General features: G+C 55.1%; 21 protein-coding genes. 12 read left to right on the forward strand and 9 right to left on the reverse strand.

Going from position 1 to position 22,618, the window contains the following annotated elements:
- Positions 1-47: 47 nt before the first annotated feature.
- From D5270_RS04910 to D5270_RS04925, 4 genes are all read left to right on the forward strand, one after another.
- Entirely contained in the window at positions 48-3,065 is a 3,018-nt protein-coding gene (locus D5270_RS04910; RefSeq protein ID WP_166543031.1) for a glycoside hydrolase family 2 TIM barrel-domain containing protein, read from the forward strand.
- Positions 3,066-3,147: 82 nt separating this feature from the next.
- Positions 3,148-3,573, forward strand: a complete 426-nt coding sequence (locus D5270_RS04915; RefSeq protein WP_166543032.1) for an RNHCP domain-containing protein — start codon at positions 3,148-3,150, stop codon at positions 3,571-3,573.
- Positions 3,574-3,578: 5 nt separating this feature from the next.
- Positions 3,579-4,430: a PQQ-binding-like beta-propeller repeat protein gene (locus D5270_RS04920; protein WP_166543033.1), complete on the forward strand. Its 852-nt coding sequence runs from the start codon at positions 3,579-3,581 to the stop codon at positions 4,428-4,430.
- A gap of 17 nt (positions 4,431-4,447) precedes the next feature.
- On the forward strand, positions 4,448-5,356 hold the full coding sequence (locus D5270_RS04925; protein WP_166543034.1) for a sugar phosphate isomerase/epimerase family protein: 909 nt from the start codon (positions 4,448-4,450) through the stop codon (positions 5,354-5,356).
- 40 nt (positions 5,357-5,396) lie between these two features.
- On the opposite strand, the gene D5270_RS04930 is transcribed toward D5270_RS04925, so the two are convergent.
- Positions 5,397-6,239 carry a metallophosphoesterase gene (locus tag D5270_RS04930; RefSeq protein WP_166543035.1) on the reverse strand — a complete coding sequence of 281 codons (843 nt, stop codon included), beginning with the start codon at positions 6,237-6,239 and terminating at the stop codon, positions 5,397-5,399.
- On the reverse strand, positions 6,236-8,398 hold the full coding sequence (locus D5270_RS04935; protein WP_166543036.1) for a Tex family protein: 2,163 nt from the start codon (positions 8,396-8,398) through the stop codon (positions 6,236-6,238). Before D5270_RS04935 ends, D5270_RS04930 begins: the two co-directional genes overlap by 4 nt.
- Before the next feature lie 195 nt (positions 8,399-8,593).
- Here D5270_RS04935 and D5270_RS04940 point away from each other — a divergent pair, with 195 nt between their 5' ends.
- Positions 8,594-9,139, forward strand: coding sequence for a helix-turn-helix domain-containing protein (locus D5270_RS04940; protein WP_166543037.1), 546 nt, complete (start codon positions 8,594-8,596; stop codon positions 9,137-9,139).
- 55 nt (positions 9,140-9,194) lie between these two features.
- Here the strand turns inward: D5270_RS04940 and D5270_RS04945 are convergent, their stop codons facing one another.
- The 3 genes from D5270_RS04945 to D5270_RS04955 all read right to left on the reverse strand — a co-directional run bounded on the left by D5270_RS04945 (position 9,195) and on the right by D5270_RS04955 (position 11,835).
- A complete protein-coding gene (locus tag D5270_RS04945; RefSeq protein ID WP_166543038.1) occupies positions 9,195-9,926 on the reverse strand; it encodes a histidine phosphatase family protein in 732 nt (243 codons plus the stop codon).
- A gap of 396 nt (positions 9,927-10,322) precedes the next feature.
- Positions 10,323-10,832, reverse strand: a complete 510-nt coding sequence (locus D5270_RS04950) for a hypothetical protein (protein WP_166543039.1) — start codon at positions 10,830-10,832, stop codon at positions 10,323-10,325.
- A gap of 1 nt (position 10,833) precedes the next feature.
- The gene (locus tag D5270_RS04955) at positions 10,834-11,835 is read right to left on the reverse strand and encodes a trypsin-like serine peptidase (protein ID WP_166543040.1); all 1,002 of its coding nucleotides are present in this window, start codon (positions 11,833-11,835) and stop codon (positions 10,834-10,836) included.
- Between the two features lie 218 nt (positions 11,836-12,053).
- Between D5270_RS04955 and D5270_RS04960 the strand changes: the two genes are divergently transcribed.
- The 5 genes from D5270_RS04960 (at position 12,054) to D5270_RS04980 (ending at position 16,705) form a co-directional block, all read left to right on the forward strand.
- Positions 12,054-12,380: a PadR family transcriptional regulator gene (locus D5270_RS04960; RefSeq protein WP_161472050.1), complete on the forward strand. Its 327-nt coding sequence runs from the start codon at positions 12,054-12,056 to the stop codon at positions 12,378-12,380.
- Between the two features lie 30 nt (positions 12,381-12,410).
- A complete protein-coding gene (locus tag D5270_RS04965) occupies positions 12,411-13,112 on the forward strand; it encodes a permease prefix domain 1-containing protein (protein WP_166543041.1) in 702 nt (233 codons plus the stop codon).
- Positions 13,113-13,124: 12 nt separating this feature from the next.
- A complete protein-coding gene (locus tag D5270_RS04970) occupies positions 13,125-14,123 on the forward strand; it encodes a DUF4097 family beta strand repeat-containing protein (RefSeq protein ID WP_166543042.1) in 999 nt (332 codons plus the stop codon).
- Between the two features lie 131 nt (positions 14,124-14,254).
- Positions 14,255-14,866 carry an MBL fold metallo-hydrolase gene (locus tag D5270_RS04975; protein ID WP_166543043.1) on the forward strand — a complete coding sequence of 204 codons (612 nt, stop codon included), beginning with the start codon at positions 14,255-14,257 and terminating at the stop codon, positions 14,864-14,866.
- A 48-nt stretch (positions 14,867-14,914) separates the two neighbouring features.
- Positions 14,915-16,705 carry a flavin reductase gene (locus D5270_RS04980; RefSeq protein WP_166543044.1) on the forward strand — a complete coding sequence of 597 codons (1,791 nt, stop codon included), beginning with the start codon at positions 14,915-14,917 and terminating at the stop codon, positions 16,703-16,705.
- A gap of 218 nt (positions 16,706-16,923) precedes the next feature.
- Here the strand turns inward: D5270_RS04980 and D5270_RS04985 are convergent, their stop codons facing one another.
- Together D5270_RS04985 and D5270_RS04990 are read right to left on the reverse strand one after the other, a co-directional pair.
- Positions 16,924-17,097: an Arc family DNA-binding protein gene (locus D5270_RS04985; RefSeq protein WP_161472045.1), complete on the reverse strand. Its 174-nt coding sequence runs from the start codon at positions 17,095-17,097 to the stop codon at positions 16,924-16,926.
- 15 nt (positions 17,098-17,112) lie between these two features.
- The gene (locus tag D5270_RS04990; protein ID WP_166543045.1) at positions 17,113-18,093 is read right to left on the reverse strand and encodes an SPFH domain-containing protein; all 981 of its coding nucleotides are present in this window, start codon (positions 18,091-18,093) and stop codon (positions 17,113-17,115) included.
- A 194-nt stretch (positions 18,094-18,287) separates the two neighbouring features.
- Between D5270_RS04990 and D5270_RS04995 the strand changes: the two genes are divergently transcribed.
- Together D5270_RS04995 and feoB are read left to right on the forward strand one after the other, a co-directional pair.
- Positions 18,288-18,512, forward strand: a complete 225-nt coding sequence (locus D5270_RS04995; protein ID WP_166543046.1) for a FeoA family protein — start codon at positions 18,288-18,290, stop codon at positions 18,510-18,512.
- Complete coding sequence (gene feoB, locus D5270_RS05000; protein ID WP_166543047.1) at positions 18,513-20,588, forward strand: ferrous iron transport protein B; 2,076 nt, start codon at positions 18,513-18,515, stop codon at positions 20,586-20,588. It begins immediately after the preceding gene.
- A 98-nt stretch (positions 20,589-20,686) separates the two neighbouring features.
- On the opposite strand, the gene D5270_RS05005 is transcribed toward feoB, so the two are convergent.
- Together D5270_RS05005 and D5270_RS05010 are read right to left on the reverse strand one after the other, a co-directional pair.
- Positions 20,687-21,214, reverse strand: a complete 528-nt coding sequence (locus D5270_RS05005; protein WP_166543048.1) for a GNAT family N-acetyltransferase — start codon at positions 21,212-21,214, stop codon at positions 20,687-20,689.
- 132 nt (positions 21,215-21,346) lie between these two features.
- On the reverse strand, positions 21,347-22,618 hold the full coding sequence (locus D5270_RS05010) for a methionine gamma-lyase family protein (RefSeq protein ID WP_166543049.1): 1,272 nt from the start codon (positions 22,616-22,618) through the stop codon (positions 21,347-21,349).

Raw genomic sequence — 22,618 nt, forward strand, 5'->3', positions numbered from 1 at the left:
CCAAGCGGAAAGTCAAACCCTACTATCATTTCAGAAAGGAAAATCCTATGAACATCACCACCCGCTACCATGAGGACCCCTACGCCCTGCATATCGGCACGGAGCCCTCAAGAGCCTACTACCTCCCCCAGACCCCGGACCGCAGGCCCAGCGTTATAGACCTGGACGGAGAGTGGGATTTCCACTACTTCGACTCCTTCTTAGATGCCGTTGACCTGGAGGGCAATGTGGCAGAGCCGGATATGTGCCAAATCCAGGTGCCGTCCTGCTGGCAGTGCATGGGCTGGGGCCGCCACATGTACACAAACGTCCGCTTCCCCATCCCCTGCGACCCGCCCTATGTCCCCGAGGAGAACCCCTGCGGCCTTTACCGCCGCCATTTTGAGCTGAAGAAGGGGGAGGGCTCCCGTTATTTTCTCAACTTTGAGGGTGTCGACTCCTGCTTCTATCTCTGGGTAAACGGCCAGTTCCAGGGCTACAGCCAGGTTTCACACAGCACCTCCGAGTTCGAGATAACCGCCAACCTGAAGGACGGCATGAACGAGATAACCGCCCTGGTGCTCCAGTGGTGCGACGGCACCTATCTTGAGGACCAGGACAAGCTGAGGATGAGCGGAATCTTCCGGGACGTGTACATCCTGGAGCGCCCCGCCGCCTTCTTAAAGGATTTCTTTGTAAAGGAGTGCTTTAACGGCGACTTCTCCCAAGCCGACGTGACCGTCGAGCTCACCGTTGACGGCCCTGCCCAGGTCACCGGCACGCTCTTCTCCCCCGACGGCACGGAGCTTTCAAAGTCCGGCCCTGCCGCCGATAAGCTCAGCTTCCATATCGATAGCCCTGTCCTCTGGAACGCCGAGAATCCGGCCCAGTATACCCTGGTGCTCTCCACCGGCAGCGAGGTCATTGAGCAGAAGGTGGGCCTGAGGAAGATAGAGATAAAGGACGACGTTGTGTACCTCAACGGCGTTGCTATCAAGTTCCGCGGCGTAAACCGCCACGACAGCGACCCGGTCACCGGCTATACCATCAGCCGCGAGCAGGCCTTAAGGGACATGCTCATTATGAAGCAGCACAACGTCAACGCCATCCGAACCAGCCACTATCCCAATGCCCCATGGTTCAACCAGCTTGCCAGCGAGCTTGGCTTCTATGTTATCGGCGAGGCCGATTTGGAGAGCCACGGCTTTGCGACCCGCTACAGCAGCAACCACGACATGAATACCTATCCCGACGCCATGGACGACCCCCAGTTCAAGGAGGCCATTGTGGACCGCAGCCAGCGCAACGTCCATAGGGACAAAAACGACGCCGCCGTGGTTATCTGGTCCCTGGGCAACGAGAGTGGCTGGGGCGAAAACGGCGAGGCCGCCGGGCGCTGGGTCAAGGAATATGACCCCAGCCGCCTGCTGCACTACGAAGGCAATATGACCTACCATAAGGAGCGCAAGCCGGACTTCTCCATGATAGACCTCTACAGCCAGATGTATTCCCCCACCGTAAACGAGACAAACAAGTGGTACAAGCGCCTTAGCATAGAGGAATACTTTAACGGCGGTGAGCTGGACGAGAACTGGGAAGGCCGCAGGCCCCCCTATGTCCTGTGCGAGTACATACACGCCATGGGCAACGGCCCCGGGGACGCCGAGGACTACCAGCAGCTTATCATGAAGTACGACGGCTTCGTGGGCGGCTTTGTGTGGGAGTGGTGCGACCACGCGGTGTACGGCGGGCAGACCCCTGATAACCGCCCCATCTACCGCTACGGCGGCGACCACGACGAGTTCCCCCACGACGGCAATTTCTGCATGGACGGCCTGGTGTACCCCGACCGCACGCCCCATACCGGACTTATTGAGTTCAAGAATGTTATTCGGCCTATAAGGGCCGAGAAGACCGGCGGGAACACCTTCGTGCTGCACAACTACAGGGATTTCACCAATGCCCGTGACTTCGCGGAGCTGAGCTATGAGGTAATGAAGGACGGCGAGATAACCGCCTCCGGCAAGCTTGATATGCCCTCTATAGAGCCCCACGGCGAGGCTGAGATAACCGTGGACGGCCTGCCCGCCGGCGGCGACAGCACCGTCACCTTCATCTACACCGCAAAGCACGACGGCCCCTTCTTTGCCGCCGGACATCAGCTGGGCTTTGACGAGATAGTTCTCTCCCAGGAGAAGGTCTCCCTGCCCGCGCCTGCCGACGGCAAGGTTGAGATAAGCGAGACAAACCGCATGATAGCCGTCAGCGGCCCTGGCTTCCGTTATGAGCTCTGCCGCCAGACCGGCCTCTGGAGCCAGCTCTGCTATGAAAACAAGGCCCTCTTTACCCGGCCCATGGACTGGAACCTCTTCAGGGCTCCCCTTGACAACGACCAGTTCCTGAGCGATAAATGGAAGGAGGCAGGGCTTGACCGCACTACTGCCAGGGTCTACAGTATCAAGGCCGAGAACGCTCCCGGCGGCGCGGCTGTGATAACCCTGGAGGTTGGTATTGCTGCCCTCATAGTGTCGCCCTTTGTGAAAGCCACAGTCACCTGGACTGTAGATGTAAGCGGGCATATCGGCTGCTCCATGGACTGCCTGCGCGACTTGAAGTTCGGCGGCTTCCTGCCGAGGTTTGGTATGCGCATGTTCATGCCCAAGGCCTTTGATAAAGCCAGCTACTTCGGCTACGGCCCCTTCGAGAGCTACAGCGACAAGCACCGGGCCTCCCGCCTGGGCGTGTACAGCTCCAGCGTCAAGGACATGACCGAGCACTACTTAAAGCCCCAGGAGAACGGCTCCCACTTCGGCTGCCGCTGGGCCAGTGTGACGGACGGCTGCTTCGACCTTACAGCCGCCTCCCCCGACACCTTCTCGGTGAATATCTCCAACTACACCCAGGAGGAGCTGACCAGCACAAAGCACGACTATGAACTTACCCCCGCCGACGAAACTATAGTCTGCCTGGACTACAAGATGAGCGGCGTCGGCTCCAACAGCTGCGGGCCCTTCCTGCTGGAGAAGTACCAGCTTAAAGAGGAGAAATTCAGCTTCCAGTTTGGGCTGACTCCCTCTTGCAAATAAGTGAGCTTTAGGCTATAATAGCTGTAGTGCGGACGGTTTGCACCGTCCGCACTTTGCTTTAAAAGAGAGGCGGAGGTATAACGTGAACAGAGAGATTAGACGAAGAAGGTCCGAGGGCGGCTACTACCAGAGCCACCCCAACACCGAAAGCTTCACCTGCAAGGTCTGCGGGTGCCTGGTCACCCCCGAGGAGGCCGGTACCCAGCACCGCAACCACTGCCCGAACTGCCTGAGCAGCATTCATGTTGACAACGAGCCCGGGGACCGGGCCGCGGACTGCGGCGGCGTGATGGAGCCTATAAGCGTATGGGTCAGGGCAAACGGCGAGTGGGCCATAGTCCACCGCTGCAAGCGCTGCGGGGCCCTCAGCTCCAACCGCATAGCCGCCGACGATAATCCCTTAAAGCTCATGTCCATAGCCCTTCGGCCCCTGGCAGAGCCCCCCTTCCCCATTGAGCGGGTAAAGGAGCTTACCAGCCTTTTGGCCGGGGAGCAGCCCGGGAAGTAGCCGCCATGGGCCATATGGCGGACCTTGGCGGCGCTGTCGCAGACTTTGCCATAGCAGGGCAGTATATAGACTGTATCCTTGGCAGGGAGCTTATAAAGCTGGATAAGCATACCGGCGGCGTTCTCCTGAGAAGGTCAGCCTTTGAAAAGGACGGCCTTTCAAGAAAGCTTATAGCAGACGGCGGACAGCTCTTTATATATGACTTCTGCACCCTTCACATTTTCCGTCAGGATGATTTCGAGCCCCTGGGCAGCTGGCGGCTGGGAGACGACCTTACATCCGACATCTGCGGCATGACAGCAGACGATAATACAGTCTACTGCTCCATACGCAACGGCAGGCTCACCGCATTTGACAGGAAGTCGAGCCAAATGCGTGAGTCCTGGATTTCCGGCAGCAGCATGTGGAGCCTTGAAGTAAACGGCGACGTCCTTCTCTGCGGTACAGTAGACGGCAGGCTTCTGCTGATTGACAAGGACGCTCTGTCTGTAAAAAGGGAGCTCCAACTGGGCAGGAAAAATATCCCCAGCCTGTTTATCGACGGCGGGATACTCTACGCCGCCGGCCAGGACGGCAGGCTCTTTAAAATCAGCATTGACGGCTTCGCTGTGCTGGCGGAGATAAGGAACGCCCACAGAAAGATGTTCCGCCTGGCGGGTATATACGGGGACAAACTTGTGACGGTCTCCCATCCCTGTTCGGAGATAGCCTTCTGGGATAAGGACACGCTGGAAAAGCTTTGGGTGCTGCAAGTGCCCTTGAAGCTGTCTGGGAGGACGTATATAGAGGGGGACGACTTATACATATCTTCCCGCAATATCTTAGGTATCGACATTATAAATCTAAAACACAAATAATCAAGGAGGAACAGAAAATGAAACTAGGCATAATCATGCCCCCAAAGCCTGAGAGCTTCCAAAAGGCCAAGGATTTAGGTCTGGACTTTGTGGAGTTCGACTGCAACCCTGAAAACTACTTCGGCGGGCCTGTCTCAGAGCTCCTGGCTGTAAAGGAGGAGCTGAAGGCCGCAAGCGAGGCCACCGGCGTTGAAGTAGGGGCCGTAGGCCGCTGGGCCAGCCCCGTGCTGGGCCCGGACGGAGAGCCCGACCCAGGCGAGTGGGAGCAGGTCAAGGCCGTTATCGACTTTGGCGCTTACCTAGGGGCAAAGCACTACCTTTGCAGCGTGAGCTATGTAAACGGGCTCAGCTACTATAAGAACATCACGGCGGCTATAAAGATACTCAACGAGATAGTGGCCTACGCCAAGGAACGGGGTATGAAGACAGCCATTGTAAACTGCATGATGGGCGGCAACTATATTCGCACCCCCGAACAATGGAAGCTGGTCCTCAGCGAGGTGCCAGGGCTCGGCATCAAGTACGACCCCTCCCACAGCTTTGTCCACGGAGGTCAGGGCGGCGCATACTTAGAGGAGGGCCTTGAGTGGGGCGCGCACTTCACTTACTGCCACGTAAAGGGCGTTATACAGCGCGGAGCCTCCCATGAGCCCGAGCACTGGGCCGTCCGGGATTTTGCCATGCAGCACCCCGAGCTCAAGGACGAGCTCATGGGCAAGGCCTTCGGCCCGGACAACTCCTACGACAATCCCCCCGCAGGTATCGACGTGATAAACTGGCGGGCCTTCTTCGCCATCCTCTATAAATACGGCTACGACGGCTATCTCGCCATTGAGCCCCACTCCGCTACATGGCAGGGTGAGAAAGGTGAGAAGGGCGTTAAATACACCATCAAGTATATCCGCGACCTGATGATTCTGGACTGATTTGCAAATAGAGCTGCCCCCGGTCATCCGGGGGCTTCTTTCATTTTATAAACTCAATTACCACTATCTCAGGCCTGTTATTAAAGCGCAGTGGTATAATACTGTTCCCAAGCCCCCGGCTCACCACCATATTGGAGCCGCCCTCAGTATAGAGCCCGGAGTCATACTTTGGAAAAAGCCCCTGATTGGGCGCTATGAGCCCGCCTAAAAATGGCAGTCGGAACTGCCCGCCGTGTGCATGGCCTGTGAGGGCCAGGTCTATACTGCTGGAGGCGTAAGTATCAAAAAGCTCCGGGCGGTGGGAGAGTAGGATATTATAGTAATGGGGGTCCACAAGCCCTGAAAGCTTTGCGCCCGCCATAGCCGGAGCTTCACCGAAAATATCACCCGAAATGGCAAAATCCGGGTCCGCAAGGCCTATAATATTCACCCGGGCATATCCCTTCGGGGATACCGCCCGGTCCTCCAGCACCGTGACTCCCGCCGCTTCAAGGCCGTCTCTCAGCTCTCCATACTCCGAAAGCCTCGCCTCATGGTTCCCGGGCACATAGTAGGCCGGCGCTGTCTTCACAGCGCCCCTCATGAACTCCAGGGCTATGTCCATATCCGTATGCCTGGAGTCAACTAAGTCCCCGGTGACAGCGATAAAGTCCGGCTCCGTCTCTGCCAGTAGCTTTAGCAGCTCCGCATTCCCCTCCCCGAACTCCGCGTTGTGCAGGTCGGAGATATGGGCTATGCGGAGGCCCTCCAGCTCACTTGGCCCCCTTATACTTATCCTGCTCACCGTCAGCGCCGTATTCCCCCAGAGGGTCCACAGTATCAGTACCAGCAGGACAAGGGCCGCGCATATCAGCAGCTTCTTCCTGAAAGACAGCTTCCTCATTCCACCTGCTTCTTCATGCTGAGAGATATGCGTTTCTTCCTCTCATCCACCTCGAGCACCGTCACATCCACAACGTCCCCAACCTTCACCACCAGGCTTGGGTCCCGCACAAACCTGTCGCTGAGCTGGGAGATATGCACCAGTCCGTCCTGGTGCACGCCGATGTCCACAAACGCCCCGAAGTCCACCACGTTGCGCACAGTCCCCGTGAGCTTCATGCCGGGCTTCAAATCCGCAATATCCATTACATCCGTCCTCAGGATAGGCGGCGGCAGCTGGTCCCGGGGGTCACGCCCGGGTTTCTGCAATTCCGCCGCTATATCCCTGAGCGTGGGCACACCCACCCCGCAGGCTTCGGCGGCCTTGTCCGCGCCCAGCTCCTTTAAGCGTCCGTCCAGCTCCCCCAGGCTCCCCACATCTTTAAGTGAGTACCCGCATATCTCCAAGAGCTTTTCAGCCGCCTTATAGGACTCCGGGTGCACCGCCGTGCGGTCCAGGACCTGCTTGCTCTCGGGCACCCTTAAAAAGCCCGCGCACTGCTCAAAGGCCTTGGGGCCCAGCTTCGGCACCTTCAGAAGCTCCCGCCTTGTCTTAAAGCTGCCGTTCTCCTCACGGTACACAGTCACGTTCCTGGCGACGGTCGGGCTTATCCCCGCCACTCTTCTGAGCAGGGACGGCGAGGCCGTGTTCAGGTCGACGCCGACGGCGTTCACGCAGTCCTCAACTACGCCGTCCAGGGTCTCCGAGAGCCGCGCCTGGGGCATATCGTGCTGATACTGCCCAACGCCTATGGCCTTCGGGTCTATCTTCACAAGCTCCGCCAAGGGGTCCTGAAGCCTTCTTGCGATGGACACCGCCGAGCGCAGGGACACATCAAAGTCCGGGAACTCCTCCGCCCCCAGCTTCGACGCCGAATACACCGAGGCCCCCGCCTCGCTCACCACCATATATGAGACACTCCCGCTGTACTCTTTAATAAACTCGCTTACAAATATCTCCGACTCCCTGCTGGCTGTGCCGTTACCTATGGCGATACACTCTATCCTGTGCTTATCACAGAGCCTTTTCAGCACCTCCTTGGACTTTTCCGTCTGGTTATGGGGCTTCGTGGGGTATATCACCGCCGTCTCAAGCACTTTGCCGTTGCCGTCAACTACCGCCAGCTTGCAGCCGGTCCTATAGGCCGGGTCAAAGCCCAGGGTCACCTTTGACTTCACCGGCGGCTGCATTAGCAGCGGGCGCAGGTTCAGGGCAAAGGTGTGTATTGCCTGCTCAGCCGCCCGCTCGGTCAGGTCCTTTCTAATCTCGCGCTCCAGGGATGGGAAAATGAGCCTGTCCCATGCGTCCTCAGCGGTCTCCCGCAGGAGCTCCATAAACGGATGTCTGGAATACACCCTCTGCAGTATTACCTGCACCGGCCCGAACTCCCCGGGCAGCACCGACACCTTTAGCATACCCTCCCGCTCGCCCCGGTCCATGGCTAGAATCTGGTGGCTCTGGAGCCTTTTCAGCGGCTCCTGGAACTCGTAGTAGAGCCTGTATACTGTGTCTTCCTCAGTGTTCGCCGCAGACCGCAGCGCTCCGCTCTGCTGTATGCGCTCCCTAAGGCGCTTGCGTATTTCCGCGTCGTCTGAAAGGTCCTCGGCAATAATATCCTTTGCCCCCTGTATGGCCTCCTCAACAGAGCTTACATCCTTCTCCGGGTCCACAAACCCTTCCGCAAGGCCCTCCGCGCTCTCCCGGGTTATCCTGCCCTCCCCGTCGAGCCCAGTAAAAAGCAGCTTCGCCAGGGGCTCCAGCCCCTTCTCCCTGGCAATACTAGCCCTGGTGCGCCGCTTGGGACGGTAGGGCCTGTAAAGGTCCTCCACCTCCGCCATAGTCACGGCGCCCATCACAGCGCTTTCAAGCTCCGGGGTCAGCTTTTCAAGGGCCGTCACCGCCGCTATCACCTCGGCCTTTCTCTGCTCCAGCCCCCGCAGGTACTTCAGCCTGTCGGCCAGTGTGCGGATAGTCTGGTCGTCCATAGTGCCGTGCTGCTCCTTGCGGTAGCGGGCTATAAACGGCACGGTATTCCCCTCATCCAGAAGGTCCACCACAGCCTTTGCGTGCTCTGGGCGCACGTTCAGCTCTCTTGACAGGGTCTCTATTATCTGTTCCATATGGGACTCCTTTACCTAAAATTTCTCAGCCGCACTATTATATCACAAGGGCACCCCGGCGCTCAACCCCTAATTGAGTCCTCACCCGGAAAATAACCCGGGCGGTTATTGCGGACGATACTCTGCGGGGCTATAATATATTTATAAACTGCAGTTATAAAACCGGATTCATTATATCTAAAGGAGGATAATATCATGCCAGTTGACCCTATAAAGGTGGGGCGGCATATCAGCGCCCTGCGCAAATCCTGTGAGCTGACCCAGAACCAGCTTGGTGACCGGCTCCATGTGTCCTTCCAGGCCGTGAGCAAGTGGGAGCGTGGCGAGACCCTACCGGACACCATGCTGCTCCCGGACCTGGCGGCGGCCCTGTCCACAACGGTGGACAATATACTAAACGGAGGCGAGAGGCCGGTGAAACCGCCGGAGCAGTACACCCGCACCGCCACTATCGCAGAAATGCGCGAGGGCATAGCCTGCTTTGAGCGCATAGGTGAGCTCCTGGGCAAGGGCAGTTTCTTCTATAAGGGAGCTATCGGCGGCGTGAACCTTAAGATGGTAATTGACCTTGAAGAATCTCTCGCAGACGACTACACTAGGGAGGCCATGGTAGCCGAGGCAGCTATCCAGTCCATGATGGACGGAGCATATTTCAGCCCTGAGGACATCGAGACAGGTTTCGTGCACCAGCATTGGGTGGACAGCGTGAAAGAGTATGCTAAAAAGTACGGTATTGAGTAGAGAAGCCGGGGGCGTAATCCCCCGGCTTTCTCACTCTTCGTAAAAACTTACTCCTTTAATCTATGCGCTCCCCCTCGTTACCCCATTTCTCAATAAACCGCGCCGCAAAAGCAGGCGGCTCTCCTTTGGCATAAAGGTGGGACAAATCGCCGAAGCCCATCATACGAAAGCAGGCAGTTCCCTCGCGCCTCTCCTCCGTCGCAACTGTAGTCACCGAAGTGGGCAGGGCCACCATACCGTGCCAGATAAGCATTGGAGGTATGTTTATAAGCCGGCTGAGGAGCACCGACTCCACCCCAAAGTGGCAGAACATCACTATTGTATCATTATTGCCCCGCTCCACCTTATACAGGTTCCCCTCCCGCCTGTACCCATGGCGAAGTATAAGCTTGTCCAGCTCGCTTACCACCCAGTCGTACTCCTTCTTCACATTGCCCTCTTTCATTATCGGATTCTCCAGCCAGTCCCCCTGCCTGTGGAACTCAGGGCGGTCAGCCCAATCCTTGGGAAGCCAGTCCCAGCAGCCGGTGAGCCGCCCCTGTGCGTCAGGCCGGTGTACAGCCGTCTGGAATTCCCGGAGCCAGTCGCAGACCTCATAGCTCCTCCCCAGCCGCTCCATAGTCTCCTTCGCCGTGTCCCGCGCCCGGCCCAATGGTGAGCAGTAATAGTAGTCGGCAGGCTCTTTTACCAGCCTGTCCGCAAGGCAGTGGGCCTCCCTCCAGCCCTTTTCAGTAAGGGAGTCAATACTGTAATCAGGGTCTCCGTGGCGAACTATAATCAGCTTCACTTTATCATGACCTTTCTGTTTTATGATTTCTCTTTACAAGTTATTCTATATGATATTCCCGGATTTTGCAAGACCGTTGCATTCCAAATATGAAACTGGTATAATATAATCATCCCAAATAAAAAAGGCGTGCATAAAGCATGGCAGACCTCTATGATTTCCCCGACATATACGACGAGCGCTTTACAGACGGCGCACACCGGGCATACAAGCAGCATTACGAAAAAATGCTGGCCGGTAAAAACATCCACTATACTTGACTGCAGCTTTGGCACCATCAATAATATACTAAACGGAGTAGAGAAGCCGGGGGCGTAATCCCCCGGCTTTCCTTTTGAGCTCTGTTCCAAATACAGATAGTGAATTTATATCGGAATATTCAAATCAGCAGCCATTTTAGACATCCTCCATCCCAATGATGTCAATATCAAAACTCCCGAATCCGCCTATGAACATACGGTACGTCCCGTCCTTCGCAAATAATCCGCAAGGCACAGGAAACTCCATCACATCATGAAAATTGCCTCTAACCCCCGACGCGGCGGCTATTCCTGTATACAGTCTGTACACATTATACCATTCATCTTTATATAAGTAGTCCACTGCATAACAGTCCTCAAAACCTGCACCGTCCGGTGTTTTGACATTAACGTCCACCAGAACCATGTCTGCATGCTTGCCATTATGAAGCTCAACGTCAAAATCGATTCCGGCAAACCGCATCTCAACATTGGGGTTTGATTCAAAACCCCTGTCCTCTGTATCCGAAACTTTCTCCCACGAGGGAAACTGGTTCTCTATGCGGTTTTCCCAGATTGATATGCCGGCTATTATGCAGGCTAATATCAGTAATACACTAAGAATCACCAGGATAGTCTTAAGTAAAATTTTTCTACTATTTGCCATATCATCCTTCCTGGAGATGCCAATTTATACGGTCTTGTAGCCAAGTATTTAAAAGAATAATGAAGTTCCTGTCACCATCACCAGCGTCAGCATCGCCATCGGATACAACTATCCCTTCTGCACAATATCCTTCACCTGACCTATAACAATATATTGGTGACCCACTTTGCCCTTTATATATGTCGATATTAGTTGCCACTAAAGATAGAAATCTAGATCTGTCTGCCTTTATCGTGCCGCTTGTTCTGAACATATACCATTTGTTCCATTCATCATCAGTTTTTCCCATAGCATGATTTCTATCCGCTGGATAACCTTGTGTATAATATACTCCTTTCATTTCTGAAGCACTATTTACGGTATGTCGGCTAAGCATACCTACTGTACGATTCACTGGTGTGGCGAGTTTTACAATAGCCCAATCGTCATACATACCAAAGCCATAATATAATTCGCCTGTATTATTCTTATAGTCTGCACCGACATCATACTCCGTTGCAAGCCTATACTGTTTATAGGTTCCACCTGTTGCACCAATAAATACAGCTATGTGTTCTGCATCACCACTACCAAGAATATCATATGCCATGTGACCAGCAGTCATCAAGTAATTGTTATCTAACAGCCATCCAGTTCCTATTTTTACACCAGTTTTAAATCTTGCTCCTATTAAGCAAGTGCTTTCCTCCCTTTCTAACAGACTGGTAACCATTTGTCTGTTATCTGAACCAATTATAATATGAGGTTCAGGTTGTTCTTCTTGAAGTCCTCTGGACGCTGGAACGGATGATGCACTACCGCTGACACATTCTTCTGGCGAGGAATAACTCCCCTCTCCAGTTATCAAGTTATAATGATATGCTCCATTGGAACCCGCTAATGCAGACACTTCAATAGTGTTTAGTTCCAGCTCTTCACTGGCACTCGCAGGCATTTGTATTAAAGAAAGCACCAAAGCCACACAAATAGCAATAGCCGCTAATTTGTTTAAATGAGTTTTCATTGTATAAAGCACTCCTTCTAAAATTTTTAAAGATATTGCAATTATCTTTATCTATATATAGAATACAACAAAAAATAATATTTGTCAAGAAAAATATGTATTTAAAGCTAAATATTTCTAGAAAACTTCTTAATAAACTTGTAAGTATATTCCCTCAAAATATACCTTGACAGGCGAAGTATATGGGTGTACAATGATACCATGAAAGGAGGGGTAACATGTCCATTGCGTCAGATATGATACGCGGACACACCGACACCATTATCCTGGCCCATCTCATGAGCGGCGACAGCTACGGCTATAAGATAAACCGCTCCATATCCGAAAAGACAGGCGGTCAGTATGAACTGAAGGAGGCCACCCTGTATACGGCCTTCCGCAGGCTCGAGCAGCTGGGGTTTATCTCTTCCTACTGGGGGGATGAGAACACCGGGGCCCGGCGGCGGTATTACTCCATAACCCCCGCCGGGGTGCAGGAGTACCACAGGATGCTGGGGGAATGGGAGCAGTCCCAAAGGCTGATACAGACCCTCATAACTTCATGACCTTATTTATTATAAAAAGGAGACACCCATATGGAATACAGGATACGCGAATACATGGACCAGCTCTTTGAGAGCGCCCCCCGCACCCAGCGGGCCTATGAGCTGAAAATAGAGCTCACACAGAATTTGATTGAGAAGTATTACGCCCTTGTAGGCGAGGGCAAGGACCCTGAGGACGCCTATAATCTCACGATAATGAGCATAGGCGACGTGCGGGAGCTTTTTTCCCAGCTTGAGGACGACGAGAACGGCGACCCTGTGCCCCCGCCTGTCTACTACCCCCAGCCACAGCCCGACCACCGCAGGGCTTTGGTACGCACGTTGGCGGTAATGCTGTTTATCCTCAGCGTAGTCCCGCCCATCCTCTTCGGGGAGCTCTTCGGCGACAGCTTTTTCGACGGTGCCCTGGGGCCCATAGGCATGTTCACAATGATAGCCGTGGGCGTGGGGCTTCTGGTCTATGACAAGTGGGCCCACCCGCAAGCCCCACAGCCCGTGCCCGGGTCCGTGGTGAAGGACTTCCAGCAGTGGCAGCGGCAGAAAACTGTTAAGAAGCACTATATCGCCGCCTTTAACGGAGCCTTCTGGCCTTTGGTGCTGGCCCTCTACTTTATCCTCAGCTTCGGCACCGGGAAGTGGTACATCACATGGGTCATCTTCCTTATAGCCCCAGCCATAGACGTGATAGTGAACACCCTCTTAAGCTCCATTATGAACCAGAACGGCAAGTGAGGAGGAAAATAAATGAAACTGAAAAAACGCCATATATTTACTATAGCCGCCTGCACCATAGCAGCAGTTTTCTTCACCTGCGTACTGGTTATCGGCCTTGCCGCAGAGCCCGGCAGCCGCCCTATAAAGTCCGATATAGTCCGGGGACATGAGAACACCCTCGCTATAGACCCTGTGGAGGACGAGGTGGACAGCCTGGATATATCCTGGCTCACAGGCCCGGTCACCGTGGGGATAAGCCCCGACGATAAAATCCACGTCACCGAGCGCAGCGCAAAAAACCTGGATGAGTCCGACAAAATGAAGGTGAGCGTCGGCTCCGGAGTCCTCACCGTGCGCTGGGACGGCCAGTGGTTCAGAAGATTTTTCAACATAAACCTTGGCTGGTTCGGACAGAAGGATAAGGAGCTGGAGGTGCTGCTGCCCGCAGGGCTCTCCCAGGAGCTTATCACCCTGGACGTCTCCAACACCGACGGCGATATGTCAGTCACCGGCTGCAACGCAGAGACAGTAGATATCTCTACGGTCAGCGGTGAGCTTAATGTCAGTGCCTGCTCCGGAGATGAAATGAATATGAATACTGTCAGCGGGGGCGTTGAGCTCAGCAATGTCTCAGCCGCCGGTAGCATGACCGTAAACACCGTAAGCGGCGGCATGGAGCTCTCCGGCGTTACCTCAGAGACTCTTGTAATCGACACTGTGTCCGGCTCCTGCAGGCTCGCGGGACAGTCCGCAGAGCTCAATGCCAACACCATCTCCGGCGATATCCTCATGAGCCTGACCTCCCTGCCCGAGGATGTGGACATGGACTCCGTCTCCGGGGGCCTCACTCTGGAACTCCCCGGAGGCTCCGGCTTCACCGTGGAGCACGACAGCGTATCCGGCAGTTTTAAATGCGCCTTCCCCACCGAGGACCTGGGCGGCGGCAGGAAGCGCTGCGGCGGCGGCGAGGCCAGCATACGCATGAACACCACCTCCGGCAGCATGGACATAAGGCGCCGGGAGCAGTAGCTGAATACAACAGAATTTTCCAGGCTCCGGGAAACCGGGGCCTTTGTTTATATTAAAGTTAAATTGACAAAGCGGTGGCAACTGGTTATAATAGGCATGTACACCAGAGAATTGAATTTCAGGAGGCTGACATGATAAAACTAAAATGGCTTGGGCATTCCTGTTTTAGGGCCGAATATGAGGGACAGGCTGTAGTGCTGGACCCCTTCGCCCCCGGCAGCGTCCCCGGGTTCAGGGACATAGACGAGACTGCCGGAATGGTGCTGTGCAGCCATCAGCACCACGACCATAATTATACCGCCGGGGTAAGGCTCTCGGGGGATACCTCCCATTTTAAGGTGACCGCCCTAGAGACCTTTCATGACGGCTGCGGCGGTGAACAGCGCGGAGCAAACCTTGTGCATATCCTAGAGGCCGGCAGCGTGAGCATAGCCCATATGGGGGATATCGGCTGTATGCCGGGGCCGGAGGCTATAGAGCAGCTTCGGGGCGTTACGGCTATGCTGATACCTGTAGGCGGGTTTTACACCGTAGGGCCCGAGGAGGCCATGGAGATAGTGCGGGCGGTGAATCCCAGGGTGGTGATACCCATGCACTACAGGAGCAGCAGCTTCGGCTTTGATGTGCTGGGTACTGTTGAGGAGTTTCTTGGGCTTTGTGGGAACGTGACAAGGCTCGGCTCTGACAGCGCTGAAATCACCGGAGACATGGCGCCCGGAACACTGGTGTTCGAGTATAAATAAGCTAAATATATATTCTTATATATTATAATAAGTCAAAGGAGAATCGCAATGGAAATTACCCGGGATATCAAGTATGTTGGAGTGAACGACCATGAAGTTGATTTGTTCGAGGGGCAGTATGTTGTGCCCAACGGCATGGCCTATAACTCCTATGTGGTGCTGGATGAAAAGGTGACGGTGTTCGACACAGTGGACGCCCACTTCACCCACCAGTGGCTGGACAATCTGGAGAGCGTTTTTGAGGGCCGCAAGCCCGACTACCTTATCATCCAGCATATGGAGCCCGACCACGCCGGCAGCATTGCCGCCTTCATGCAGGCATATAAGGACACGACTATCGTCTCCAGCGAGAAGGCCTTCGCCATGATGGGCCAGTTCTTCGGGGACGACTTTGAGGACCGCAGGATGGTCGTCAAGGAGGGTGATTCCCTCACCACCGGCGGGCACACCTTCGCCTTTGTCGCCGCTCCCATGGTGCACTGGCCTGAGGTCATCGTCACCTATGATATTACAGACAAGGTTCTGTTCTCTGCGGACGGCTTCGGCAAGTTCGGGGCGCTGGACGTTGAGGAGGACTGGGACTGCGAGGCCAGAAGGTACTATATCGGCATTGTGGGCAAGTACGGCGCTCAGGTCCAATCCCTTCTGAAGAAAGCCGCCGGGCTCGACATACAGGTTATCTGCCCCACTCACGGCCCGGTGCTCAAGGAGAACCTGGGGCACTATATCAAGAAGTACGACCTATGGTCCTCCTATACCCCCGAGAGCGAGGGCATTGTGATAGCGTACACCTCTGTTTACGGCAACACCAAAAGGGCTGTTGAGAGCTTCGCCGAGAAGCTTCGGCAGAAGGGTTGCCCGAAGGTGGCAGTCCACGACCTGGCCCGCACCGACATGGCCGAGGCTGTGGAGGACGCCTTCCGCTATAACAAGCTGGTGCTTGCCACCACCACCTATAACGCCGAAATATTCCCCTACATGCGGGAGTTTATAACCCATCTCACCGAGCGCAACTTCCAGAACCGCACCGTGGCCCTTATTGAGAACGGCTCCTGGGCGCCTATGGCCGCAAGGGTGATGAAGGGTATGCTGGAGAAGTCCAAGAAACTGACTATGGCGGAGCCCGTGGTAACAATCAGGTCCGCGCTGAACGCTGAGAGCAGCGAAAAGCTGGAGGCCCTTGCCACCAACCTCTGCCAGGATTACCTGGCCCGTCAGGACGATACTGCCGATAAGCACGACCTGACCGCCCTCTTTAACATCGGCTACGGCCTCTATGTTATCACCAGCAACGACGGCAAAAAGGACAACGGACTGATTGTGAACACCGTCACCCAGGTGACGAACACGCCCAATCGCATTGCCGTGTGCATTAACAAGGACAACTACTCCCACCATGTGATAAAGCAGACCGGGAAAATGAATATCAACTGCCTCAGCCAGGACGCCCCCTTCTCCATCTTCCAGAACTTCGGATTCCAGAGCGGGCGCTCTGCTGACAAGTTTGCCGGGCAGGAGATTCTGCGCTCCGACAATGGACTGGCATTCCTGCCTATGTATATCAACTCCTTCATGTCCCTGAAGGTAGAGCAGTATGTGGACCTTGACACCCACGGGATGTTTATTTGCAGCGTGACGGAGTCCAGGGTCATCTCTCATGTGGAGACCATGACTTACACATATTATCAGAATAACGTAAAACCGAAGCCTGAGACTGAGGGCAAGAAGGGCTGGGTCTGCAAGGTCTGTGGGTATGTCTATGAGGGCGATGAGCTTCCGGATGACTTTGTGTGCCCGCTGTGCAAGCATGGGCCTGCGGATTTTGAGAGGATAGAGTAAAATTAAAAGTTTTGTCCACTTTTTCAAAAGTGGCAGGGTGTGGGACAGCGTCCCACGGCCTTGAGTTCGAGCGAAGCGGAGAATCAAAAAAACTCCTCAAAATATTTAGGACTTTTCCTTGTGGAAAAGTCCTAATTTTCTTTTGTATTCTCTTGGCCTTCGGCAAGGTCGTGGGGCGCTGCCCCACACCCTGCAGCCTTGAAAGGCTGGCGAACTTTTTATTCTATGGGCTTCCCGCCGCCCTTGCGCTTGCGCACACACTCCGTCAGCAAAAATTCTATCTGCCCGTTAATAGAGCGAAAGTCATCCTCCGCCCACTGAGCCAGCTCCTTCCAGAGTGTGGGGGATATCCGCAGCAGTATCTGCTTTTTGGCTTTCTCCTTCTCGTCCATAGGCAGTCCCCGTCCTTAATAAATTGAGCCGCTGTTCACTACAGGCTGGGCGTCCTTACTGCCGCAGAGTACCACCAAGAGGTTGCTCACCATCGCGGCCTTGCGCTCGTCGTCCAATGCCACAACCTGGTCCTCACTGAGCTGGTCCAACGCCATCTCCACCATGCCCACAGCCCCTTCAACTATCTTCTTTCGGGCGGCTACAACAGCCTCGGCCTGCTGGCGCTGGAGCATAGCCGCCGCTATCTCTGGGGCGTAGCTCAGGTGGGTTATGCGCACTTCAAGTATCTCAAGGCCAGCTATAGCCACGCGCTCCTGTAAATCCTTTGTCATCATGGCGGCTATCTCCTGGCTGCTGCCTCTGAGGGTCTTCTCGTTCTGGTCGTCCTCCTCGAACAGGTCATAGGGGTACATCCTGGCTATGTTCCGTGTGGCGGAGTCGCACTGGGTGGACAGGAAGGTTTGGTAGTTCTGCACATTGAATACCGCCTTTGTAGTGTCCACTATGCGCCAAATAACAATGGTGCCGATTATAATGGGGTTGCCCCGCTCATCGTTCACAGTCTGCTTCTCGTTATTTAAGGTCATGGTCTTCAGGCTTATTTTCCCCCTGGCATTATGCCCCGCGCCGGGGTTCATGCCGCCACAGAAGATATTTGTCCAGTAGAAGCCGTCCTTCTTGATGGTGCCGTAATACTTGCCGAACAGCGTGAGCACAATGGCCTCGTTGGGGTTGATGGTCTTGAAGCCCGCGCAGAGTATCCCGCCCAGGGTCATTACCAGTATACCTCCAATGAGCAGCACAATCCCCATGGGGCTTACAGCATCCTCGTCCCCCATAAGCTCAGCGTACTGCACCAGAGTTATAACGCCCACCACCAACAGGGCTATGCCCGCCACGACTAACAGCAGTACCAGCGCCAGCATCATAAAGCCGTTATAGGTCTTGACGGCCTTCTCCTCATAGCGGTTGACTATCTTCCCATTGCTTTCCATGTATTCAGTCCCCTTTCTTTATGTCAGCGTGTTCCGCGCTTACCTTATGATATTATTATAATATCAGTATGTATCTTTGTCAAGAGTTTTTTTGATGTGCAATATAATAAGTAAAGGGCATAGGAACGGTCAAAGCATTATTTTTCTTGACTTCTCCTAAAAGAAGTGCTATAATCTCTGCGGAGGGATGTGTAATGATATTATCAAATGCAATGTCCGGCCGATTTTTTTATGTAGTTGAGTTAGGCTTGCCTAACGAGATTTCAAGGCGCCTTGAAGCTCTGGGGATGATAAAGGGCAGCCTGGTGAAGGTCCTGCGCAAGAAGAAGCGTGGGGCAATGATAATCACCGTGCGGGGCACGCGCTTCGCCCTTGGGCTCAGCATAGCTGAACATATTTTAGTAAAGGAGGCGGTTTAAGTGGCGAAGGAGATAGCCATTGGCTTTGCCGGGAACCCTAACTGCGGCAAGACCACCCTTTTCAACGCCTATACCGGCGCGAATCTCAAGGTGGCCAACTGGCCCGGAGTAACCGTCGAGAAGAAGGAGGGACGTTTTAAGTTCCACGACAGCGAGTACCGCCTCGTGGACCTGCCCGGGGCCTACAGCCTCACCTGCTACACCATGGAGGAGCAGGTGACCCGGCAGTACATACTCAGCGACGAGGTGGATGTTATAATCGATGTCGCCGACGCCTCCTCCCTACAGCGAAACCTGTACCTCACGCTGCAGCTCATAGAGCTGGGGAAGCCTGTGATACTTGCCCTCAACATGATGGACATAGTTGAAAAGCGCGGCATGGAGATAGACACCCACCGCCTGCCTGAAATGCTGGGCATTCCGGTGATACCAGTTTCCGCAAGGCGCAAGACCGGCCTTGATATACTTATGCATGCCGCCGCCCACCATGTTGATAAGCCCTCGGACGTACCGTTGATACACCACCACGGCTCAGAGCCTGCAGTCCGGCCCACCCAGACTACCCGCCATAAGCACCAGCACCACTCAGAATACGCCATGGTGTATTCCGACCTGATAGAGGATAAGATTGACCAGCTGATAGACGAGCTCAGGGCCCGTTATCCCGGCCTGCAAAACTACCGCTGGCACGCAATCAAGCTTTTGGAGGGGGATAAGGAGCTCAGGGAGAAATACCCGGTGGACCGTCCGGACGTGCTGGACAGAAGCTACGAGCAGGATATCATAAACCAAAAGTACGACTTTATAGACGAGATAATCCAGGAGGTCGTAGTAAACCGCGAGGAGCGCACCGCCGTCACAGACCGCGCCGACGGGCTTCTCACCCACCGGTTTTTAGGCCTGCCCATCTTCCTGTTGATAATGGCCCTGGTGTTCTTCCTCACCTTTACTGTGGGTGACTGGCTTAAGGAATACTTCCAGATGGGCCTGGACTGGTTTTCTGCCGGAACTCTCCACTATCTTGAGCTATGGGGCGTTGCGCCCACGCTTATCTCACTGATAGTTGACGGCATTATCACAGGTGTGGGCGGCATACTCACCTTTTTGCCGAATATTATCATACTCTTCCTGGCTCTGGCGTTTTTAGAGGACAGCGGCTATATGTCCCGGGTTGCCTACGTGATGGACGGCATAATGGGCAAGCTGGGGCTCTCGGGCCGGGCCTTTATCCCAATGATACTTGGCTTCGGCTGCAGCGTCCCTGCTATAATGGCCTCCCGCTCCCTGGAGAATAAGCGGGACCGCTATAAGACCATGCTCATAACCCCCTTCATGTCCTGCAGCGCCCGCCTGCCCATCTATGTTCTCTTCTCCGAGATGTTCTTTCCAAACCACGCCATGATAGCCGCCTATTCTATGTACCTTTTAGGGCTGCTCGTAGCCGTGGCCTGTGCCTTTATCATGCGCCTTATAGACCGCCGGGACAAGGATAAGCACGGCAACGCCCTCTTAATTGAGCTCCCCGAGTACAAATCCCCCAGCGCGCACACCATCTTCATCTATGTCTGGGAGAAGGTCAAGGACTATCTTACCCGGGCTGGCACCATAATCTTCGTGGCCTCAATCATCATGTGGGTTCTCCTGAACTTCGGGCCATCCGGCTATTCCACGGATATGTCAAGCACCTTCGGCTCACTTTTGGGCCGCTGGCTGGTACCCTTCTTCTCCCCCATCGGCCTTGGGTACTGGCAGATAGTCGTGGCCCTTATTGCCGGGGTCTCGGCAAAAGAGGTCGTGGTCTCAAGCTGCGCGGTGCTCTTCAGCGTCAACAACGTAAACTCCGCCGCCGGCATGGCCTCCCTCTCCGCTATACTCAGCGGCATGGGCTTCGGTCCCGCCAACGCCCTGGCCCTTATGACCTTCTCGCTGCTGTACATCCCCTGCGCGGCTACCCTCGCCACCATTAAAAAGGAGACCAGCAGCTGGCGGTGGATGCTGGGAGCGGCGGCGTTCCAGGTGGCGGTAGCCTGGATTGTGAGCTTTATTGTCTATCATATTGCAGCGCTTCTGGTATGAAGTGAGCTCCGCCGGTATTTTACGTTCTACGGCTTCAGTGTGGTTTGGCCTAAAATCTGGGCAAAATAAAAAAGCTCCCATCGGGAGCCTTTTTTATGCTATTCACCGCTTTCGGTCAGCCATAGCCTATAAAACCAGCTTTCATACCGCACCGGCATATTGTACTTGGAGAATTCCCCCTCACGCTCTGCCTGAAAGCCCAGCTTTTTTAGCAGTGCATTAGATGGGGCATTTTCCTTCGCCACCTCTGCTGTAAGGCTTTTTCCTCCCTGCCCCCTCACATACTTAATGAGCAGGCCCACTATCTCCGTGCCGTAACCCCGGCCCCAATGCCGCCGGTGGACACAGTAGCCAATATCCCAGCTTCCGTCCTCCTCCGGGAACAGGCAGCAGGTGCCCAGCCGCTGGCCATTTTTCAGCCAGGCCACACAGTAGCAGCCCGCCTTATTGTCCTCCAGGCCGTCCAGGGCCCTTCGGAATTTACCGTCTACATGGGCCTGGTCCGGGTCGCTGAGATATCTGCCGTTTTCCGGGTGGAACCACATCTCCATACAAAATTCCCGGTCGGAGTCCTTATAGTCCCGAAGCTCAATCCTATCGCCGGACACTGCCTTCCCAAGTTTCATATCGCCCCTCCTTTAGAGCCGTATAATTAACGCAGTTCAAAAGAGGTATCCTACCTCTTTTGAACCAGGCGGGGAGGCCGTGGCCTCCCTGCCCAGCTTGAAAATCGGCGTACCGATTTTCAAGTGCGTTTACTATATAATGCCCTCTTTCAGCATCTTCTCCGCAGCCATAAGCACCCCAAGCTGCCCGCTGGCATAGTTCAGCCCCCCCTGCATCCAGACAGCATAGGGCTCCCTCAGCGGAGCGTCTGCCGACAGCTCTATTGACGACCCAAGTGTAAACGCCCCTGCCGCCATTATCACGTCGCTGTCATACCCAGGCATGGGGCTCGGCTCCGGTGTCGCAAATGCGTCCACCGGCGACGCGCCCTGCACCCCGCGGCAGAAGGCTATCAGCGCCTCCCGCTCCTTCAGCTTCACCGCCTGTATAATGTCCGCCCTCACTTCCTCGGGGCCCGGCGTCACCTCGTATCCCAGCTCACTGAACAGCGCCGCGCAAAAAACCGCCGTCTTCAGCGCCTCTCCTGTCACCGTCGGTGCATGGAACGCCCCAAGGAAAAGCTCGCGGTTATGTCCAAGGGTACACCCCAGCTCCCGGCCTGTGCCCGGGGTCGTCAGACGGTATGAGCATAGCTCCACCAAGTCCCTCCGTCCGGCTATGTACCCGCCTGTGGGTGCGACCCCGCCACCTGGATTCTTAATAAGGGAGCCAGCCATCAGGTCTGCCCCATGGGAGACAGGCTCCTCTGTCTCTACAAATTCGCCGTAACAGTTGTCCACCATCACGATACAGCCCGGCGCGTGCTCCTTCACAAAGCCCGCAAGCCTCTCGATTTGAGCGACGCTCAGGGAGGGCCGCAGGCTATATCCCCGCGAGCGCTGGATGTACACCATCCTGCAGTCCTTTGCAAGCTCACGCTCCAGCTCCGCATAGTCTATACCGCCGTCGGGCAGCAGGTCCACCTGCTCATAGACTATGCCGAAGTCCCTGAGGCTCCCCGGCTCCTCCCTCCCCGGCAGGCCGAAGACCCCCTGTATGGTGTCGTAGGGTGTGCCGGTGGCGCAGAGCACCACATCTCCCGGTCGCAGCACCCCAAAGAGCGCCACGGTCAGGGCGTGGGTACCGCTGACAAAATTATAGCGCACCAAGGCGTCCTCAGCACCGAAAGCCCGGGCGTAGACCTCGTCCAGTTGGTCCCTCCCCCTGTCTCCGTAACCGTAGCCGGTGCTGGTGACAAAGCTGCTCTCGCTCACCCGGGCCTGCTGAAACGCCGCCAGCATTTTCTGCTGGTTCCAGCGCTTTATCTCCTCTATGCGCTGAAACTGGCCTGCCGCCCTCTCCTCTGCTCTGTCCGCCAGCTCCAAGAGCTTTTCATCCACCTGAAAAAACGGATAATTATTCAT

The organism is Acutalibacter sp. 1XD8-36, from assembly GCF_009917525.1.
Classification (GTDB): Bacteria; Bacillota; Clostridia; order Oscillospirales; family Acutalibacteraceae; genus Acutalibacter.

Bases quoted from the DNA above. Each gene is read 5' to 3' on its own strand.
- D5270_RS04910 (WP_166543031.1), top strand. From the start codon at position 48: ATGAACATCACCACCCGCTACCATGAGGACCCCTACGCCCTGCATATC.
- D5270_RS04920 (WP_166543033.1), top strand. From the start codon at position 3,579: ATGGGCCATATGGCGGACCTTGGCGGCGCTGTCGCAGACTTTGCCATA.
- D5270_RS04925 (WP_166543034.1), top strand. From the start codon at position 4,448: ATGAAACTAGGCATAATCATGCCCCCAAAGCCTGAGAGCTTCCAAAAG.
- D5270_RS04930 (WP_166543035.1), bottom strand. From the start codon at position 6,239: ATGAGGAAGCTGTCTTTCAGGAAGAAGCTGCTGATATGCGCGGCCCTT.
- D5270_RS04935 (WP_166543036.1), bottom strand. From the start codon at position 8,398: ATGGAACAGATAATAGAGACCCTGTCAAGAGAGCTGAACGTGCGCCCA.
- D5270_RS04940 (WP_166543037.1), top strand. From the start codon at position 8,594: ATGCCAGTTGACCCTATAAAGGTGGGGCGGCATATCAGCGCCCTGCGC.
- D5270_RS04950 (WP_166543039.1), bottom strand. From the start codon at position 10,832: ATGGCAAATAGTAGAAAAATTTTACTTAAGACTATCCTGGTGATTCTT.
- D5270_RS04955 (WP_166543040.1), bottom strand. From the start codon at position 11,835: ATGAAAACTCATTTAAACAAATTAGCGGCTATTGCTATTTGTGTGGCT.
- D5270_RS04960 (WP_161472050.1), top strand. From the start codon at position 12,054: ATGTCCATTGCGTCAGATATGATACGCGGACACACCGACACCATTATC.
- D5270_RS04965 (WP_166543041.1), top strand. From the start codon at position 12,411: ATGGAATACAGGATACGCGAATACATGGACCAGCTCTTTGAGAGCGCC.
- D5270_RS04970 (WP_166543042.1), top strand. From the start codon at position 13,125: ATGAAACTGAAAAAACGCCATATATTTACTATAGCCGCCTGCACCATA.
- D5270_RS04975 (WP_166543043.1), top strand. From the start codon at position 14,255: ATGATAAAACTAAAATGGCTTGGGCATTCCTGTTTTAGGGCCGAATAT.
- D5270_RS04980 (WP_166543044.1), top strand. From the start codon at position 14,915: ATGGAAATTACCCGGGATATCAAGTATGTTGGAGTGAACGACCATGAA.
- D5270_RS04985 (WP_161472045.1), bottom strand. From the start codon at position 17,097: ATGGACGAGAAGGAGAAAGCCAAAAAGCAGATACTGCTGCGGATATCC.
- D5270_RS04990 (WP_166543045.1), bottom strand. From the start codon at position 18,093: ATGGAAAGCAATGGGAAGATAGTCAACCGCTATGAGGAGAAGGCCGTC.
- D5270_RS04995 (WP_166543046.1), top strand. From the start codon at position 18,288: ATGATATTATCAAATGCAATGTCCGGCCGATTTTTTTATGTAGTTGAG.
- D5270_RS05005 (WP_166543048.1), bottom strand. From the start codon at position 21,214: ATGAAACTTGGGAAGGCAGTGTCCGGCGATAGGATTGAGCTTCGGGAC.
- D5270_RS05010 (WP_166543049.1), bottom strand. From the start codon at position 22,618: ATGAATAATTATCCGTTTTTTCAGGTGGATGAAAAGCTCTTGGAGCTG.